Annotated in this window: 14 protein-coding genes; 3 read left to right on the forward strand and 11 right to left on the reverse strand. The window is 38.7% G+C overall.

Translation table 11 applies throughout. The features are described from left to right. Nucleotides 1-4: 4 nt before the first annotated feature. On the reverse strand, nucleotides 5-643 hold the full coding sequence (locus tag ETP70_RS12115) for a DNA-binding protein (protein ID WP_151901419.1): 639 nt from the start codon (nucleotides 641-643) through the stop codon (nucleotides 5-7). Between the two features lie 13 nt (nucleotides 644-656). Then, a complete protein-coding gene (locus tag ETP70_RS12120; RefSeq protein WP_151901420.1) occupies nucleotides 657-1,154 on the reverse strand; it encodes a YajQ family cyclic di-GMP-binding protein in 498 nt (165 codons plus the stop codon). Nucleotides 1,155-1,459: 305 nt separating this feature from the next. Here ETP70_RS12120 and ETP70_RS12125 point away from each other — a divergent pair, with 305 nt between their 5' ends. The 3 genes from ETP70_RS12125 to ETP70_RS12135 are packed head-to-tail and all read left to right on the forward strand — an operon-like array spanning nucleotide 1,460 to nucleotide 8,096. Further along, nucleotides 1,460-3,172, forward strand: coding sequence for a nitrite/sulfite reductase (locus ETP70_RS12125; protein ID WP_151901421.1), 1,713 nt, complete (start codon nucleotides 1,460-1,462; stop codon nucleotides 3,170-3,172). Nucleotides 3,173-3,220: 48 nt separating this feature from the next. After that, nucleotides 3,221-7,066 carry an FIST N-terminal domain-containing protein gene (locus tag ETP70_RS12130; protein ID WP_151901422.1) on the forward strand — a complete coding sequence of 1,282 codons (3,846 nt, stop codon included), beginning with the start codon at nucleotides 3,221-3,223 and terminating at the stop codon, nucleotides 7,064-7,066. Continuing rightward, nucleotides 7,056-8,096: an HD domain-containing phosphohydrolase gene (locus ETP70_RS12135; protein WP_151901423.1), complete on the forward strand. Its 1,041-nt coding sequence runs from the start codon at nucleotides 7,056-7,058 to the stop codon at nucleotides 8,094-8,096. The genes ETP70_RS12130 and ETP70_RS12135 overlap by 11 nt, the downstream gene beginning before the upstream one ends. Here ETP70_RS12135 and ETP70_RS12140 read toward each other — a convergent pair. The 9 genes from ETP70_RS12140 to fliK all read right to left on the reverse strand — a co-directional run bounded on the left by ETP70_RS12140 (nucleotide 8,093) and on the right by fliK (nucleotide 18,886). Continuing rightward, nucleotides 8,093-9,223, reverse strand: coding sequence for a response regulator (locus ETP70_RS12140; protein WP_188110000.1), 1,131 nt, complete (start codon nucleotides 9,221-9,223; stop codon nucleotides 8,093-8,095). The genes ETP70_RS12135 and ETP70_RS12140 overlap by 4 nt on opposite strands. A gap of 69 nt (nucleotides 9,224-9,292) precedes the next feature. After that, complete coding sequence (locus tag ETP70_RS12145; RefSeq protein WP_151901425.1) at nucleotides 9,293-9,982, reverse strand: succinate dehydrogenase/fumarate reductase iron-sulfur subunit; 690 nt, start codon at nucleotides 9,980-9,982, stop codon at nucleotides 9,293-9,295. Then, nucleotides 9,983-11,509, reverse strand: coding sequence for an FAD-binding protein (locus ETP70_RS12150; RefSeq protein ID WP_151901426.1), 1,527 nt, complete (start codon nucleotides 11,507-11,509; stop codon nucleotides 9,983-9,985). It lies immediately after the preceding gene. After that, a complete protein-coding gene (locus ETP70_RS12155) occupies nucleotides 11,506-12,429 on the reverse strand; it encodes a D-2-hydroxyacid dehydrogenase (protein ID WP_151901427.1) in 924 nt (307 codons plus the stop codon). The genes ETP70_RS12150 and ETP70_RS12155 overlap by 4 nt, the downstream gene beginning before the upstream one ends. Next, a complete protein-coding gene (gene purT / locus ETP70_RS12160) occupies nucleotides 12,430-13,593 on the reverse strand; it encodes a formate-dependent phosphoribosylglycinamide formyltransferase (RefSeq protein ID WP_151901428.1) in 1,164 nt (387 codons plus the stop codon). It lies immediately after the preceding gene. Between the two features lie 53 nt (nucleotides 13,594-13,646). Continuing rightward, nucleotides 13,647-15,383 carry a flagellar hook-basal body complex protein gene (locus ETP70_RS12165; protein WP_151901429.1) on the reverse strand — a complete coding sequence of 579 codons (1,737 nt, stop codon included), beginning with the start codon at nucleotides 15,381-15,383 and terminating at the stop codon, nucleotides 13,647-13,649. 77 nt (nucleotides 15,384-15,460) lie between these two features. Further along, nucleotides 15,461-16,714, reverse strand: a complete 1,254-nt coding sequence (locus tag ETP70_RS12170) for a flagellar hook protein FlgE (RefSeq protein ID WP_151901430.1) — start codon at nucleotides 16,712-16,714, stop codon at nucleotides 15,461-15,463. A gap of 11 nt (nucleotides 16,715-16,725) precedes the next feature. After that, entirely contained in the window at nucleotides 16,726-17,394 is a 669-nt protein-coding gene (locus tag ETP70_RS12175; RefSeq protein WP_151901431.1) for a FlgD immunoglobulin-like domain containing protein, read from the reverse strand. A 10-nt stretch (nucleotides 17,395-17,404) separates the two neighbouring features. Then, nucleotides 17,405-18,886, reverse strand: coding sequence for a flagellar hook-length control protein FliK (gene fliK / locus ETP70_RS12180; RefSeq protein ID WP_151901432.1), 1,482 nt, complete (start codon nucleotides 18,884-18,886; stop codon nucleotides 17,405-17,407). Nucleotides 18,887-18,891: the final 5 nt, after the last annotated feature.

The raw sequence follows: 18,891 nt of genomic DNA on the forward strand, positions 1-18,891 counted from the left end.
AAGATTAGCCAATTATATCACTATAGTCATATTTTTTTGTATCTATGTAATATTTTTTCCCTACAATAATAATTCTTTCATCTTTTTTTGCACTCTTTTTAAATCTTGCTTTGATTTTTTTAATTTTTTTTGCTGAAAAACCACGTTTTTTAAGATGCCTGTTTAAAGAGACAACCTTGCTCTCTTGGGCAACCTCGGATTCTATTACTGCCTCAAGCATCTCCTCCTCGGCTACTGCTTCTTGCGGAGCATTGAGCATAAACTGTGACGAAATACTGCTGAGAATATTTTTGAGCTGTTCATCTTTTTCTTTATAGATTCTTTCTATTTTTTCACGCTCGGCTATAAGCATCTGCTCTTTTTGGTCTCTAAGGCTCCGCGTTTCATTCTCCAGAGTATCCACACGCGACTGCAGTTTTTGGTTTTGTTCTTCAAGAAGTTTGTAATATCTGTCATTGCTGAGTGTGGTGCGTCTTGGCTGCACAGTTTTTCGCCCTGTTTTTGCCTGTGTCTCATCCAGCAGCACCATTTTGACACCGTTCTCTACAACACTTTGCAAAGAACCCCGTCGGACCCGGTTGTGTATAGCCTCTTTTGAAACACCAAAATACTCAGCCGCATCATTTATGCTCATCTTTTTCATCTTTTTTCCCCTGCTAACGCATGTTTTCAAAAACCAAAGGAGCTTCCCACTCGCCTTCACGCACCATTTTCATCACCTTTTGCAGATCATCAAGCTTTGCACCTTTTACACGGATAGAATCCCCTTCTATCTGGGCGTTGACTTTGAGTTTCATCTTTTTAATTTCTGCAGTAATTTTTTTCGCCTCTTTGGATTCTATATAATCCACAATTTTAAAAGTCGCCTTGCGTGTGCCTCCACTGGCATCTTCCACACGAAGTTCATCCAGCACTTTTGAGGAAAGCCCCTGTTTTAGCAGTTTTGCTATAACAATGTCTTTGAGTGCATCCAGTTTGTTATCACTCGAAGCAACAAGTACCAGTACTTTGTCTTTCTCTTTCAGATTCACTTCATACGGTGTTCCCTTGAAATCATAACGATTGGAGACTTCTCTGTCTACCAGGTTAATAGCATTTTTCAAATTCTGCATATCTATTTTTGCCGTTATATCAAATGAGTGTTCTTTTGCCATAGGTGTTATCCTTTTTTTGTTTTAATTATAACATAGTTTGTTTGTTATCAATAACAGTCGGTACTACAGAAAAAAATTTAGTTTTAAAAATGCAAGGTCGGCACTGAAGTACCGATTCCGAAGAAATATAAACCTCCTCTTAGGAACTCGTACTTCAGTGCGGGCTTTACGGCTTGAAAGCACAAGGTCGGCACTAAAGTACCGATTCCAAACAGTATAAATCTAACTAAAATTGACTTATATCATCTCCATGTAAAGAAAAAATAGCTATTATCACTCTAGTTATTTTACATCTAGGTACTTATATGCAAGAAGAGTTAGAAAAAAAACTCAACAAACGTGAACGCTACAAAGCCAGACTCAAACCCTATGACTATTTTGTCAAAGAGTTCGATACCATTGATTTTGAGAGTCTGGGTGAAGGTGACAGGTACTATCTTCAAGATTTTGGCATTTTCAATACCGATTTTTTGGAAGATGAATTCACCATTCGTATTCGCGTAGCCGGAGGCAGAATCAGCACACAACAGTTTAATTTTTTGGCAGATATTGTCAACAAATATGATTTAACCCTTGTAGTCACGGCACGTGCAGGCTTTCAACTCCATGATGTCGAAGCCGACGATGTCCATGAACTTTTTAGACTCTTGAATGAAAACGGACTCATTACCTGGCAAAGTTTTGGCGACAACATCAGAAATATAGTCACTGATGTCTATGACGGCGCCAACAAACACGCAAAAATTGAAGTCTATCCTCTGATACAACAGATGCAGGACTACATCATCAAAAACCCGAAATATGTCGGCATGCTGCCCCGCCGTGTCAGTATCGGTATCTCGGGTAACGAGGCAAATGTCAACTCCTTTTTTGCAAATGACCTCTACTTTGCACTTGCCAAAAAAGAAAACACTTACGGTTTTAATGTCTATATGGGCGGCAAAAATACGGAAATAGCACAGGATGCAGATGTATTTTTGCTTTATGAGGAAGTTTTTGATTTTTTTACGGCTTTTGTAGAGACATTTTATACGCACGGCTCACGCTTTTCACGTTCTAAAACCAGACTCTTTTACATGATAGAAGAGTTGGGGCTGGACAGACTCAAAGCACTTATCGAAGATGTCTATGGAAAAAAATTCAATGCTGCCGGCAAACTGCAGCTTTTTCATGGCGAATTTAATGAATTTGAACTTTTAAACAACAACAAATATGCCTTTTGTTATCAAACAGACTTCGCCCGTCTCTCGCCAAAAGAGATGCGCCAAATCAGCGACTATGCGAACAAACACGATGCCCATATTCGTTTGGGGATTGACCAAAACATCTATATTGTCGGCATAAACGAAAAAACAGCGCCTTTTGATTCGCCCGCGCTCAGCTCTACAGTAGTATCCTGTGCCGGCAATCTTTGTCCCTACGCAGTTTGGAGCATTAAGGATGAAAGTGCCAAATACCTGCCCCTGGAAAAAATCTACGAACATAAAATAAAAGTCGGGTTTTCAGGCTGTGCCAAAGGGTGTGGACGCCATCGCCATACCGACATCGGGCTCATAGGCTTGAAAACCAACAACTTCGGAGATACCGACGGAGGGGCAAGAGTTTTTATAGGTGCCGAACACGACAGCGGAAAAAGTGTGGCAAGACAGCTCTTTTCCATGGTGCCTTTTGTGCACTTAAAAGAGACAATAACACTGATTGTAAATCTTTTTGAAAAAAGTGGACATAAAAATTTTCAGCTTTATGCACATCATGTTTTGAATAAATATTCCGAAGATTTCTTAAGTCTTTGGCATCTGTACAATCTCAAAAACAAAACAGCACTCACACTTCCAAAACAAAACAATATACTTACATGTAAAGAAGAAGAAAAATTGCTTTTTGAAAGTTTTTCAGATGTAATACTTATAGAAAACGACTTTAAAAAGAGTGTAAGTGCTTTAGCAAAAGAGTTATGGACGGTAGAGGGAAAAGACCCACACTACAAACCGCCTATGAAAAGGATAAATGTCAGATAAAGTTTAAATTTGCTAGAATAAATAAAAAAAGATTATACAGTATCCTTTATGAAACAACTAAACTATAACTACACATCAAAAAAAGAGTTCATCGAGTATTTACATGTAAACGATGTGCCTCTTTTTGATGACAAAATTTTAATCCAAATATTCACCTCTTTACAAAATAAAGAAGAGATAGAACGCATTGCAAATGATGTCTGTGCAATCCTGCCTCATGCAAAACTCATCGGCTGTTCAAGTGCGGGAGAGATTCTTGAAGACAAAATGCTGGAGAGAAGTGTTGTTTTAAGTATCTCTGTTTTTGAAAATACAACCCTCCAAACATTATACATGGATGATGAAAATTCCTATCGGCTTGGTGTCAAAGTTGCCAATGAACTTTTAAAAGACGATACAAAATGTGTCATCTCGTTTGTAGATGGATTATCACACATTGGAGAAGAGTACCTTAACGGCTTTAACTCCTGCAATAAAACAGGCGTTCTTGTAGCCGGTGGTATGTCTGCAGACCTTTTTAGCTTTGATGATACTTTTGTCATTTATCAAAACAAAATTTACAAAAAAGGTGCTGTTGGAGTTGCGCTCAGAGGAGAAGACCTTGAAGTCACAAGTGATTACAACCTTGGCTGGAGAGCCGTCGGTCCGACTTTTACAGTGACAAAAGCAGAGGGCAACAGAGTTTATGAAATAGACAACAAACCCGTAAAAACACTCTATACAGAAGTTTTAGGCGAAGACGTTGTGACAAATCTTCCCGCCTCGGCAGTCGAATTTCCTCTGTTAAAGCAAAAGAACGGTGTTTTGGTTGCGCGTGCAATGGTGAGTATTCTCGAAGATGAAAGTATCCTCTATGCAGGACTTTTTGAAGAAGGAGACAAAGTCAGTTTCGGTTTGGGAAGTGCCACACAGGTGAATGCACATCACCCTGAAGAAATACTCAAAGAAGAAAACAAAGAAATTCAGGCTGCCTTTATCTACTCCTGCGCCGCACGCAAGCAGTTTTTGTCCTTTGAGTTGGAAAAAGCATTCTCCCACATAGCACAACTTGCCCCTACAGCAGGCTTTTTTACCTATGGCGAATTTTATACAGACACGCAACAGGCAAATCTGCTCAATATTACAAATACTCTGCTGTTTCTTAATGAAAAAAATACACAACATATAAAAAAAGAAGCACCAAAACAAACAGACGCACCTGTGCAAACAGGTAAATTGACAGAGAGTGCCACCCTGCACCTCATCGACTATGTCTCAAAAAACCTTCAACTCCAACAAAAAGAGTTTGATGCAACAAAATTCAAACTTGACGAATTTTTAGAAGCCATTAACAGTGTTGTCATTATTTCAAAAACTGACTTACAGGGAAAAATCACCTATGTTAATGAACAGTTTGAAAAAATAAGCGGTTATAAAAAAAGGGAACTGCTGGGAAAATCGCATAATATAGTACGCAGTCCTCTGGTTGAAGCAGATGTCTTTAAGGATTTATGGAAAACAATAAAAAAAGGTAATGTCTGGCACGGAACACTTTCAAACCGTAAAAAAGACGGTTCTCTCTACTATATAAAAACACATATCTTTCCAATTTTTGATCAAAACCATACTATCACAGAGTATTTGGCTATTCGTCAAGATATAACAGATGTTGTCGAGAGCAAAAAAGCCTATGAAAATCAGCTCAAATTTACAAATATGCTCCTTGACAATGAAGAAAACATAGTCATTGTCACAAAAAATAATAAAATAGACAAAGTCAATCAAGCATTTTACAGACGCTTCGGATATAAAACTTTAGAAGATTTTACAAGCTGGCATGAGTGTATCTGTGACCTTTTTATAGAAAAAGAGGGCTATCTGAAAAAAGAAAAAAGACCGAAAGTCTGGTATGACACAGTTTTAAAAGAGCCTTATAAAATTCATCTGGCAATGATGCTTGATGCAAATAACCAGGAACGGATTTATCATGTACGGTCCCGTCAGGTTGTTTATGATGATGAAACCATCTATATCATCAATACCTTCAATGACATTACCGAACTCGAGCAGGCAAAAGAAAAAGCACAACGGGCAGAAGCGGCGCAGGCAATGTTTTTGGCAAATATGAGCCATGAGATACGAACACCGATGAACGGTATTTTGGGCTTTGGAGAACTTTTGCAAAACACCCAGCTATCAGATACACAAAAAAAATATGTAGATATCATCAACAGTTCAACCCAGACACTTTTAAACATTATTAACGATATTCTTGACTCTTCAAAAATTGCCAACAATAAAATAACACTTGAACATATAGAGATAAATCCTTATGTTGAGTTCAATACAACCTATGAGCTTCTTAAATCATTGGCAGAAAAAAAATCATTGCTCTATCTGCATAAGTTTGATACAAAAATGTTTGAGTGCATTATCAGTGATCCGACAAGACTGCGCCAAATCATTACAAACCTTCTCTCAAATGCCATTAAATTCACTCCTGAAAATGGAGAGGTTCTCTTTCAGACGGAGGTTATAAAAACAAATAACGATTTTCAAACTATCCGTTTTAGTATTCATGATACAGGCATAGGCATACCAAGAGAAAAACTGCAAACTATATTTAAACCTTTTTCTCAAGCCGATGACTCTACCACACGTAAATTCGGCGGTACAGGACTCGGTCTCACCATAAGTGCAGATTTGGTAAAACTCTTTGGAGGCAAACTGGAAGTAGAGTCGCAAGAAGGCAAAGGCACCACATTTTTCTTTGATTTGGAATTTAAAAAGTGTACAGGCATGCCTACATTGAAGAAGCTTTTAGCAGACTATGAACTGATACTCATAGAAGACAATCATGAATTTGTTATACAAAAGATAGCCCAGACATTAGACTCTTTTCATCTGAACTATACACGTTTGCCCAAAGAGGATGATTTTACAAAGAAACTTTCTCAAAACACTATTTTATTAACCCTGGATACCACTGTTGGTATGCAGGCAAGAGATCTTCTCCCGCGGGAACAAATCATCTGTATCAGCGATACATGCAATAATGAGCATCTTGATTGTATTGATTTGACTTTTGATGAATCTTTTGGTTCGAATTTATATAATTTTCTTCTCTCCAAAATGCAAAATCATGCTGCAATGCATAAAGAAAACGAACAGATTATAACACAGACATTAAAAATTCTTGTTGCCGAAGATTATGACATTAACCGCATGCTTATAGAATCTCTTCTGAACAGACATCCAAACATCAGTTATGAATTTGCAAATGACGGGGAAGAAGCTGTTCAAAAAGCAACGGCTTCCTCGTATGATATGATATTTATGGATGTCAATATGCCAAAAATGAACGGTATCGATGCAACAAAGAAAATACGACAAAAACTAGAGCATCATATTCCCATCATAGCGCTCACAGCCAATGCACTTGACGGAGACAAAGAGCGCTTTCTCGCTGCAGGAATGGATGACTATATAGCCAAACCTATCCAAATCAAGGAACTCCAAAGAGTCATCACAAAATATGCTCCCACACAGAGTATTCACACAGATGACAAACCCGGTGACTTTAATTTTAATGCTCTGCTTAAAGAGATAAAAGAACGCTTGGAACTCGATGATACCATCATCATAAAACTTCTGAGTGCTTTTACAACAAACTTTCGCAGCGCACTTGAAGAACTTGAAACTGCATTTGAAACAAATGATACACAAACCATACTACACCTGGCCCACAAACTCAAAGGTTCCTCAGCAACACTTGCCCTGGATGAAATAGCTGATATAATGGGAGAGATAGAAAAAGATATAGCAAATAATATTTCAATTAGCTATAATGACAAAATTAAAACACTCAACACCTATACCAATCTACTGGAGGATGGTTTAAAAGATGCAACATAAACTACATATTGTCATAGTCGATGACGAAACAGTCAATCTGCTTTTACTCGAAAGTATTGTAAATGCAGAAGGCTACGAGCATATCCAGACTTTTGAAAATGCTCACGAAGCATTAAGCTATATACAATCAAACACTGTTGATGCACTCATTACCGACTTCAATATGCCTGAAATGGACGGGATAGAACTTCTCAAGCAGGCAAAAACACTCTATCCTGACCTGGTAAGCATTATGATCACAGCCAATAATGACAACGAAATGATGCACCGTGCCCTTGAAAATGGTGTAACAGACTTCTTGACAAAACCTATCTCTCCGCTTGTTTTTAAACTGCGTTTAAATAATATTTTGAAACTGAAAAATTCTCTCAATATCACGCAGCATTTCAATGAACTTTTAACAACAAAGGTAGAAAAAGCAACAGCCGCATTGCAAAAGAGCGAATATGAAGCCCTTGAGGTACTCTCAAAAGCAGCAGAGTACAAAGATCCCGAAACAGCAAGCCATATCAGCAGGGTCTCTCACTATTCTAAGCTTTTGGCAAAAGCAGCCGGACTCTCTGAAGAAGAACAAAATATTATTTACTATGCCGCTCCTCTGCATGACATAGGAAAAATCGGCATTGATGACGCCATTTTACTCAAACCAGGAAAACTGACAGAAGATGAATTTGAAAAAATGAAAAAGCACTCCATAATTGGTGCGAAAATATTGCAAGGCAAAGAGAATATTTTTCTCAAGGCAGGAGCAGTCATAGCCCAGTCACATCATGAAAAATACAACGGCAAAGGGTATCCAAAAGGACTCAGTGGCAAAGAGATTCCTTTATATGCCCGAATTGTAGCTGTTGCTGATGTATTTGATGCACTGACATCAAACCGGCCGTATAAAAAAGCATGGGACTTTGACAAAGCCTTACAGCTGTTAATCGCCGAAAAGGGAGAGCATTTTGACCCACAGATTGTCGAATATTTTATCCAAAACATAGATGAAATAAAAACCATCTATGCCAAATTTCAGGATGATTAACTACAGTTTACTTTTTCAAAAGAGATTAAATATTCATTTTCTTGCATTGGAAATGCCTTCACAAGATAATGCTGGCCTTGCTTATCTGTCACCTGTTTGCTGTATGTCTGATAATTTTTCATCGTTATAATGATATCTTCAATAAATTTTGCGTCAAACTTTCCAAAAGCCTGTGCCATATTTGAAGAAGACTCTCCAAACTCATTTTTAAATTTTTCGTTTGCATATTTCAATTTTGTATCTGTATAAAAGATTGCCGTTGCATAAAACTCATTTAAATAACTTTTGCAAAGTGTACTGACTTTCATGCTGCATTGCAGTTCAGTTTCAATCTGTTTTTGACGAATAACCTGCTCTACTTTTAATTTGAGCTCTTCAGGAGAAAACGGTTTTTTGAAATAATCCAGCACCCCCGCTTTATACGCATCTCGCATCACTTCTATATCTAGGGTACTCGAAATCATAAACACCGGTAAATGGAAATTTTTTTCATCTTCTTTGATTTGCTTCAAAGCCTCTAACCCGCTCATATCCGGCATCTGCATATCCAACAGCATTAAATCAATCTTGGACTGTGCGACTTTTTGAATCGCTTCTGTACCATTGTGTGCCTCAAGAATCGTATACCCGCAAGAAGATAAAATATTTTTCATCATTCTTCTGATAACACGGGAGTCATCGACTATCAGCAGTGTATAATTTGGATTTATTTGCATACTTTCGATAATGGACAAAATCTCTTTGACTGTTAAATTTGCATTTTTTCCTTTGAGCAGATAGTCCAGTATCCCGAGTCTGAACAACTCGTCTCTTCGCAAAAGATCATTTTCTGAAGTAAATATAACAATTTTAGTCTCTTTGTTGGCTTCTTTAATCTCATCAATTAAATCTTCACCTTCTCCATCGGGAAGATGCAAATCAAGAATAACAAGAGAAATTTCATTTTCTTGCAAAATCTCTCGTGCCTTTGCCAAATCATAACTCTGCAAACAGCGAAAACCCTGTTCTTTTAATCTTGCTGTTAATGTATTGTTAATGACTCTTGAATCTTCAACAATAAGAACAGTAAAATTTTCATTTTTAATTCTTTGTTTTTCCTGTATACAGCTAAACATATCTACTTCCATTAATTTTTTCTGAATTTTTATTATCATTATATCTTATTTGCGTAAAACAATCAAGAAAATTATTTTTTGTTAAAATGAAAGTCCTCCACCAAAATTTTGCGCAAAACTCGGGTCGCTGTACCCTGCCATTGTAGACTTCATGCGAAGTTTTTCTATGTCTGCTTTTGAAGATATTCCCTGAGGGCAGACTAAAGTACATTCATTGCACAAAGTACAATCCCAGACACCGTTTGTCTGCACGGTGTCTATCTTCTCTTTGGGCTCTGCCTCGCGTTTGTCACTGACATATTTCCAGACACCTGTCAACGCGAAAGGTCCTAAAAATGCTTCATTTACACTGTAAACCGGACAGGCAGAATAACACGAACCGCATAAGATACAGTCACTCTGCAAAGCATTTGTTTTTTCATCTTCATGCGTGAGTTTTGCCTCTTTGTTATAAGATTGCAACCATGTTTTTGCACGTTTGTTCGTCTCAAGGGCTTTGTCCATATTGACAACCAAATCACGTATGACTGTTACATTTTTGAGCGGTTCTATCACATCCCCGTCTTGCACTTTATAGGCACAGGCAAGCACCTCTTTTTCATTTACACGCATCGAACAGCTGCCGCAGACACTGCTTCTGCATCCGCTGCTGTATGCCAAAGAACTATCCTGCTCTGTTTTTATACTGTTTAACACTTCTAAAAGCGTAGCATCGTTTAAATCTACTTCATACATCACAAAGCCGGATGCTCTTTTTATGCTTACTTTCATCTATTGCTCCTCTTGTACAAAATGAGCGCCGCAGCTCTCTTTTCGCTCTAACGCAGCACTCACTACCGCTTCACAGACATCAAGCATATTTCTAAATTCTATGAACTCTACAAGATTGGTATTATAAACTTTGCCGGTGTCTTTGACACCCATAAGGGGCAGTTGTTCTTTTAAGAGTTGTATCTCTTTTCGTGCTTGGAGCAGTGCACTCTCTTTTCTTATAATGCCCACTTTTTTATAAAAAAGTTCCCCTACATACGAACGTTTTTCATAAAAATCAATTTCATTGCTAAAGCTTTTGAGCTTATCAAGAAAATTTGTCTCTTTTTTGCATGTACGCTCATTTTTGCTTTTATCATCACAAAAAGTATAATGCGCTGCACTTTTACCGGCTTCACGACCAAAAACTATAATCTCAAGCAAAGAGTTGCCACCCAAACGGTTTGCACCATGTACTTTGTGGTTTGCACACTCACCACAGGCAAACAAACCGCTTACGCTTGTTTGCGATTTGTTATCAACTTCTATTCCGCCCATAGTATAGTGTGCAACTGCTTTGATGGGAATCAGATCTTTTACAGGGTCCACCTTTTCATACAAAAGCGCCAGTTTTCTCTCCTGTGGCAGATTCTCGTCTATAAACTCTTCTCCTAAATGTCGAATATCCAAATAGACCTCTTCACCTGCTAAGATTTGTTCATTGATTGCACGACTTACTTCATCTCTTGGTGCAAGTTCGTTTATAAAACGCTCTCCCTTGGAATTAAGCAGATACCCGCCTTCTCCTCTGGCACTTTCACTGATAAGGATAGAAGAGTTTTTCAGTCCTGTCGGATGAAACTGTACGAACTCCATACCCAAAAGTTTTGCACCGATTCTTGCAGCTGCCGCTATACCGTCTCCTGTAGAAGCTGTTGAGTTTGTAGAGTATTTGTCATATATGCGTGAGTACCCTCCTGATGCCAAAACAACACTTTTTGCAAAGTGATGTTCCAATTCTCCGCTTCTTATATTCAAAATTAATGCGCCACAGATACTCCCGTCTTCTTTTGTAAGCAAATCAAGCAAATAGCGTTCATTATGTATTTCAATATCTTCTTTCAAACAACGCTCATAAAGTGTATGCAGTATTTTTAATCCTGTATAATCCTGTGCATAGCAGGCCCTTGGAGCAGATGCCCCTCCAAGCTTTCTTTGGGCAATTTTTCCATCAGCTGTACGGGAAAAACAGACACCGATTTCATCAAGCCACTGTATGGCATTCGGTGCTTCACTGCACATGTAACGAACAGCTTCTTCGTCTGCCTGTCCGTGTGCAGATTTCAGCGTGTTTTGAATATGCTCTTCTACAGAGTCCGGACTCACATTTCCTAGTGCAGCATTCATCCCGCCCTGTGCCATACAGGTCTGACTTCTTGTCGGGTACTCTTTTGTAAGTACACGTACACTTGCACCGGCATCCTTGGCAGCAAGAGCCGCTGTAAGTCCTGCCCCGCCTGCTCCTATAATCAATACATCTGTAATCATTGTATATTCTCACATACACTCTGAATGAGCTTTTCTCTGGCTTCAACCGATGTCCAGGCAATATGCGGTGTCATATAGAGCCTCTCTTTGTTCTTTACATGTAACAGGGGACTCTCTTGCGGCAAGGGCTCTTTTTCAAACACATCCAGCCCGAAAGAGATATTTTTTTCATCCACAAGTCTGGCAACTGCCGACTCGTTAATGATTCCGCCACGCCCGAGGTTCAGTACCACTGCACCCTCTTTACATGTAAAGAGCTTTTCATAGTCTAAAAGGTTTTTTGTTTTTTCATTAAGCGGTGCGTGCACAGTAATAATATCGCAATTTTTTAAAAGCTCGTCAAGGTCTGCTCTTTGAAAATCTTGACTGCGATTTACCCCGCTTGTCGAGTAGTAACAGACATCCGCACCGAAACATTTGGCAATATTAGCAACACCTCTGCCTATTTCACCCAGACCGATGATGCCCCATCTTTTTCCTTTTATCTCAAAAAACGGATGACTTACATCGGTAAACAGGGCACTCTTGGAGTAGGCACCGCTTTTGACAACTTCATCATAGTAGCGTGAATGGCCTATGAGATAAAAAAGCATAGAAAATGTGTGCTGGATAACAGAGTCGGTAGAATATCCGGCCACATTTTTTACTGCAATGCCAAACTCTTTTGCAGCCTCAAGGTCAACATTGTTCATTCCTGTTGCCGCAACACAGATCAGTTTGAGGTTTTTTGCATGCTGCATATGCTCTTTTGTTATCACAACTTTGTTTGTTACTATAACTTCCGCATCTGTAATACGTTTGAGTGTCTCCTGCGGTGATGTTGTTTTGTATGCTGTTACGCTTCCCAACCTGTCAAAACAGGACAGATCCGTATCGCCAAAGGTCAATGTATCGAGTAAAACTATTGTACGGCTTTGCATTTACATGTCTCTGATTTTTGTTATAAGTTCACGCGCTTTTTCAAGTGCGGCATCTACTTTATCAAAAACAAGTGCCACAGCCAAGCGGCGTCCTTTATGTGCTTCGGGTTTTCCAAATACTCTGACATAGGAATTGTCACTAAAGAGGCTCTCATCCACATCAACAACAGGAGCAAAGCTCTCTTTTTCGCTTTTGAATGCGGCAGATGCGCCTTCACCGTAAAAAGTAAATCCGAGTGGCAGTCCCAACACAGCACGCAGATGCAAGGCAAACTCACTCTGGCTTTGTGTTATAAGCGTTACCATTCCCGTATCATGCGGACGCGGGGAGACTTCAGAAAAATAAACCTCATCCCCTTTGATAAAAAGTTCAACACCAAAAAGCCCCTGTCCTCCAAGTCCGTCTGTTATCTCTTTTGCCATTTTCTGTGCTTTTTCTTTGGCTATCTCGCTCATCTGCATCGGCTGCCATGAAAAGACATAATCTCCGTCGCGTTGTTCATGTCCGATAGGTTCACAAAAAACTGTCTCTTTGCCGTTACGAGCCGTAAGCATTGTAATCTCATAATCAAAATCTACAAATGCTTCGACTATCAGCTCACTTGCATCTCCGCGTGCTTCTTTTGCCGCTTCCCATGAAGCAGGAATGTCTGCTTCACTTTTGGCAATACTCTGCCCATGTCCGCTTGAACTCATAACCGGTTTAATCACACAGGGAAAGCCAAGCTCACATGCTGCTTCAAGCATGCCTTCTTGTGTTGTAACAAATTTATACGGTCCGGTTTTGAGTCCCAAAACCTCTGCCGCAAAGGTACGGATATTTTTTCTGTTCATCGTTTTGCTGACTGCATTGGCATTTGGAATAACATTGTAGCCTCGATCTTCTGCCGCAAAAAGCGCATCAATGTTGATAGCTTCGATTTCCGGTAAAATATAATCAGGTTTTTCACGATAGATGATTTCCAAAAGGGCATCTTTGTCAAGCATATTCACAACATGGGAACGATGCGCCACCTGATGGGCCGGAGCATTTTCGTATCTGTCAACGGCTATGGTTTCAAGTCCCAGGCGCTGTGCTTCTATGATGACTTCTTTACCAAGTTCACCGGAACCGAGCAACATGATTTTTTTTGAATTTGATTTAAGGGGGGCACTGAATTGCATGAGCATAATTCCTTCAATTTGTATTGAAGAAATTATATCAAAATAGAGTTAATTTAACGTTTTAATCCTATTAGGGTTTCAAGCAGTTGATCAGATGTTGTAATCGTTTTTCCGTTTGCCTGATATCCACGCTGAATAACAATTAACTGTGTCAAAGCTAAAGACAAGTCAACATTTGATGCTTCCAATGCAGAAGATTGTATAAACCCACGTCCGGCAGTAGCAGCAGTTCCTATAATCGGATCACCGGAATTGGCAGTTTGGTTATAAACATTTCCGCCTTCTGTTGAAAGTCCCTCATTATTTGTAAATTTTGCCATACCTATTTGTGCCAAACCAAATGATCGGCCATTAGAAAATGAACCAACCAGTGTCCCACTTTGATCAATTCTAATACCTACTAAATCTCCACCCGTAAAACCGTCTTGAGAAATTCCAGAGGTCGCACTCAGACTATCAAACGATGTCATCCCGTCAAAATCATTAGGCGTACCAAAAGAGAGATTCACCGTCTGATTTGGAGCCGAACCATTGTTGCCGGTAAAAGAAACACTTGTTGGATCATATGTACTGAGAGAGCCGTCTGTGTTAAATGTTATCGCACCTTTGACTTGATTTGTTGGGGCTACGGTACTTATTGTTGAAGGCTCAGGAACTGTAATCGTCATATCCCATTTACTTGCAGAAACTTTTCTAAATTCTGTTCTAAGTGTATGTTTTGTCCCCAGTGAATCAAAAATATCTATAGAACTTGAATGCGTAGCAGCATTAAAGTCTTGAGAGAAAGCAGTTGCACCAGTCGTATTTGGCAAACTGCCTTCCAGCGCACTCATTGTTGTAGTAAAGCGTGAGTTTTCTGTTACTGTACCCGTAATTGGTTCTATATTGATATTTAAATCAGCACCACCGGCAGCAGAGTTGTCAATTTTTATTTTCCCTTGATCATCCACAACTACTGTTGCTGTAGAAGAAATATTAGCAACATCCGTTTGCATTTTATCTCGCAGATCTTTTAAAGTTGTAAAATCTCCTGTGCCGTCTGATTGGTATTCATATGTATAAATAGTTCCATCACCATAATCAATTGTTACACCTTGCCCGTTTTGTAAAGAAAAAGCCTCTCCATTGCTGTTAAACATTGCCCCTATATCACCAGAGTTGACACCTACCGTATTTCCATCATAATCACTCACTACTCCATTTTCATCAATCGGGTACGCACGGGAATAGCTCGAAACCAAAGGTCCTGAATTAAGATTTGCTTTCAATACCACTTCTGTTGTTGGCTGTGCTGGTGTTGTAAGTCCTGGCGGTATATTTATATTTTCAATCGGTGCTGTCGAATCCACTTTTCCGGTTACAGGGTCACGCAGCCATCCTTGGACTATAAAACCGTTGTTATCAACAAAATTTCCGCCTGCATCAAACTTAAAATCACCCGCACGTGTATATTTGTAAGTATTTCCTCCATCTGGAGAGATAATAAAAAAACCATCTCCCTGCACAGCGACATCTGTATTTTTATCTGTATTCGTTATGGAACCTTGTGAAAAAATTTGTGTTGTTGAGTTTGCAGTTGAACCAAGTCCAACCTGAACAGAATTTTTACCGCCTAACTGTCCCTGTGGAGCTGTAGCAATGGAACTTGTTTGTGCCAAAAGATCTGAAAAATTTGCACGTGAATATTTAAAACCCGTAGTATTTACATTAGCAATATTATTTGATTCGACATCCATGGCAACTTGATGAGATTGTAACCCAGAAATACCAGAATAAAGTGATTTTAACATTTTAAATCCTTTTTATCTTCTATCTCATATGATAGATTTAGTAAAATACATTAAGCATATATCATTCCAACTTTTATTTAGGCATCCATATCAAGTGCTTTTTGCATCATCTCATCAGCTGTGGTAATTGATTTGGAATTTGCATCATATGATCGTTGTAATACTATAAGCTCTGTTAATCCATATGTCATATCTACATTTGAACCTTCTAATTTATAATTTGTCATATCTGTACCTATGACGTTTTGTCCCGCGGCATCCTTGTAAAAAAAAGCTTCTCCGCTATTTGAAGATTGTGCAAAATTTGTGCCAGAAAGACGACTGAGCCCTTGATCATTCTGAAAGTGATAAAGAGCAATTTTTCCAACACTACTCTGCATGCCATTTGTAAATGTTGCAATAACTTCACCATTTTTATTTATATCATAACCATTCAGTTCTCCACCTATGGTACCATTAGACAAAGAAGAAGCCGTTATATCTACATTTGAGAGTGCAACTATGCCATCAAAGCCTGTGCCCAAGTCAATTGTTACACTTGCACCATTATTATCTATAGACGTGAGAGTGTTTGTCACTAAAGCACCTGTTTCATCAAATTCGACAATACCTGACTGCGTGTCATATATAGTTTCTCCGTCTAAAGACTGTGTTGTTGCAACAACATTCCATTGTGTTCCAGGAGGGATTTGCGGATCAACCAGTGTATACTCAAGTTTAAGTTCATTCTTTACACCAGCCGGATCAACAACACTCGCACTCATAGTTCTTACTTCTGAAACAGTTCCTATATTCCCGGAAAATTGTGCTATTGTTGTTGGTTCTGCAGGATAGGTTAATGACTTTGGAAAACGCAACTTCTCTTGTTCTCCAGCATCTGCCAAAGGGACTTCATCAAGTTGTTGTGTCAGCACTTCTCCATCTATATTACCGCCCATAGTACCTAGTACATGATAGCCATCGGTAGTCACCAGATCATCATTGCTGTCAAATGAAAAAGCCCCATTACGGGTATATACAGGATCCCCGTCTCCTTGAACACCAAACCACCCATCACCCAATATTGCCAAATCTGTACTTCTGTCTGTTAACAAATATGATCCTGTTGATTCTATCATAGGTGTTGCCTGAAGAGTTGTTCCCAAACCAACAGAATCACTTGTAGTGCCATTTGTTGTCATGAGAGCATCTTCAAAAAGTGATGAGAACTCATATGTATTACCTCTATATCCGACTGTATTTACATTCGCTAAATTATCAGAGATAATGTCAATACCTGAAGAGTTTGTCTTAAGTCCACTCAGACCTGTATAAAAAGCTTGCGTCATCATAAGTTTATCCTCTAATAAATTTCAACAACATTTGCAAGAGGCACATATCCAGAACCAACTTTTACATAAGTCTCACCTGCATCAAATCGTACAGATTCTATTGGGTATGTACCTACTCTTGCTGTTAGACTCTCACCAGCTGAATTTGTATATGAGGCAGTAGCATAGTAGATTCCTTCATCAACACTGTTGCCTGCGCTATCCTTTCCGTCCCATGTATATGTATAAATTCCGGCATCACCTTGTTCTGCCGTAATTGTTTGAATAATATTCCCATTACTGTCAAGTATTTCCACATTCCCTGAAGCGACATCTGAAGGAAAGTAGATTTCAAATGATGTATCTTCTCCTTCAGTATATGTTATCGCATTACTCCCTAAATCTGCAGTCTTGCCAATGGCTGAAATAGCAGAAAAATCACTAGAAGCTGCCATTGTCGCGGCCAAGTCCTCTAATGCTTTATTTGTATTGTCTGTTGCTTCAAGAGTGGCTAGCTGTGAAGTTTGCGTCAAAATCTGTTCAGTATCAGTAGGTTCCGTTGGGTCTTGATTTTGAAGTTCTACCAAAAGAAGTGTCATAAAATCATCATTACTTAAACTTGTTTTATCTTCTACAACATCTGCACCTGTTGTATAATCGCCATATACCGAGGTATCTTGTCCTATAGAATTAATTGCCATTGTTTATCCTTTATGCGTAATTTGGAACTATAATCTCTAAAGAGTTTATAATTTCTTCTTTTTTTTCTTTATTGTCAAAATAATTATATTCTTCATGCGCTTTTTGATTATTTTGTCCTTGTTGCTGCATTTGTCCACCAGCTGAATTTTCTGAATTTTGAGAACTGCTACTAAAATTTAATGTAGCATTATTTATTCCATTATTATTAAGTTGCAGCTTCAAGTCATTAGCATTCACAGCCAGAGTATTGATGGCAGTATTGTTTGAACTGATATTTATATGAAGATTTTTTCCGCGTTGTACTATCGTCAGATCAACCTCACCCAGTCTTTGTGGATTTAGCTGAACTTTGATACGTGTAAATGGCGACTTATACTCTTCAATTGCAGATTTTACATCATGAGAGAGATATTTTACCATCTGTTTTGCTTCATTGAGTTTTACCTCAAAACTGTCTGCCTTTGCAATATTCAATCCATCTGTCTTTGCCTGTACAGCGCCGTCTTCACTCTTGTCATTTTGCAAAAGAGACGCTAATGATTTTTCTGTCTCTCTTGAAGTATGCGGTGCTACCATCACCTTTGCTGTTGCTACTGAAAAATCTGCTGTAAGACCTGATTCATTCTTTGTGATTTTTTCTCCACGCAGAAGAAGCTTCAATGTGTCATCAGCTTTTTGTTTTGGAGTTTTGTCTATTGTCAGTGTATTTACTTTTGTATCTACAATTTGCTGTGTCGTAATTTCAGTAACGCTGCTCTGCGCTTTAAACAAGGGGGTCTGTTTCTGCTCTTGTTTAACCTGCTGTGTATTTTTAACAATTTCTTTTTTTACCAGTTCCAAACTTTCGTCTGCCACCCCTGTCTCTTGAACTTTTGCAACATCTGCTTTTGTTTTTTTTACTTTGACACGAACCGGTATCTCTTCATTTGAAACGTCTGCTTCTTCTTTTGCTTCTTGTTTTATCTGGGAAAAAGAAGTTTGTTCTGACTTTTGTACTGCTTCTTGTTTTATCTGCAAAGAAGGAGATTTCTGCTCTGCTATTGTTTTTGCATTCGTCTGTGCAAAGTCTTTCACCTCTTCCAATGTGATTTTTGAAAGTTCAATCCCTGTTTTCTTTGCAAGCTGTACAAGACCGTTCAGTGTTTTTGGCAAGGCATCGATTTCGGCTTTCTTGTACCCTTCACTCTGCACAATTTTGCTTTTGAGAAACTCTTTTGCCTCTTTTATCAAAACTTTAACATCCTCTTGTGACATTTTGGCTGTTATTTGCGAAGCAAGTTCGGCACTTTCTACTTCTGTGGCAGATCCAACAGGAACTTTTTCATCATTTAATGCAAGAATCAATGAACCGTTTTGCATAGTTTTACTGTTTGATTCTTTTGTTCCTTTAAGCAAGGATGCAAAAGAGATCGTTGGCTCTTCCTCTTCCGGAAGTGCTGTATTTAAAGGAGATAAGGAAGAAATCTCTTTTTTTATATCTACTGAAATCACACTTT

The sequence above is a fragment of the Sulfurimonas hydrogeniphila genome, assembly GCF_009068765.1.
Lineage (GTDB): Bacteria > Campylobacterota > Campylobacteria > Campylobacterales > Sulfurimonadaceae > Sulfurimonas > Sulfurimonas hydrogeniphila.

Excerpts from the sequence above, each read along its gene's own strand:
- ETP70_RS12145 (WP_151901425.1), bottom strand. The coding sequence starts at position 9,982 with ATGAAAGTAAGCATAAAAAGAGCATCCGGCTTTGTGATGTATGAAGTA.
- ETP70_RS12155 (WP_151901427.1), bottom strand. The coding sequence starts at position 12,429 with ATGCAAAGCCGTACAATAGTTTTACTCGATACATTGACCTTTGGCGAT.
- ETP70_RS12150 (WP_151901426.1), bottom strand. The coding sequence starts at position 11,509 with ATGATTACAGATGTATTGATTATAGGAGCAGGCGGGGCAGGACTTACA.
- ETP70_RS12125 (WP_151901421.1), top strand. The coding sequence starts at position 1,460 with ATGCAAGAAGAGTTAGAAAAAAAACTCAACAAACGTGAACGCTACAAA.
- purT (WP_151901428.1), bottom strand. The coding sequence starts at position 13,593 with ATGCAATTCAGTGCCCCCCTTAAATCAAATTCAAAAAAAATCATGTTG.
- ETP70_RS12130 (WP_151901422.1), top strand. The coding sequence starts at position 3,221 with ATGAAACAACTAAACTATAACTACACATCAAAAAAAGAGTTCATCGAG.
- ETP70_RS12135 (WP_151901423.1), top strand. The coding sequence starts at position 7,056 with ATGCAACATAAACTACATATTGTCATAGTCGATGACGAAACAGTCAAT.
- ETP70_RS12120 (WP_151901420.1), bottom strand. The coding sequence starts at position 1,154 with ATGGCAAAAGAACACTCATTTGATATAACGGCAAAAATAGATATGCAG.
- ETP70_RS12170 (WP_151901430.1), bottom strand. The coding sequence starts at position 16,714 with ATGATGACGCAAGCTTTTTATACAGGTCTGAGTGGACTTAAGACAAAC.
- ETP70_RS12175 (WP_151901431.1), bottom strand. The coding sequence starts at position 17,394 with ATGGCAATTAATTCTATAGGACAAGATACCTCGGTATATGGCGATTAT.
- ETP70_RS12165 (WP_151901429.1), bottom strand. The coding sequence starts at position 15,383 with ATGTTAAAATCACTTTATTCTGGTATTTCTGGGTTACAATCTCATCAA.
- ETP70_RS12115 (WP_151901419.1), bottom strand. The coding sequence starts at position 643 with ATGAAAAAGATGAGCATAAATGATGCGGCTGAGTATTTTGGTGTTTCA.
- ETP70_RS12140 (WP_188110000.1), bottom strand. The coding sequence starts at position 9,223 with ATGGAAGTAGATATGTTTAGCTGTATACAGGAAAAACAAAGAATTAAA.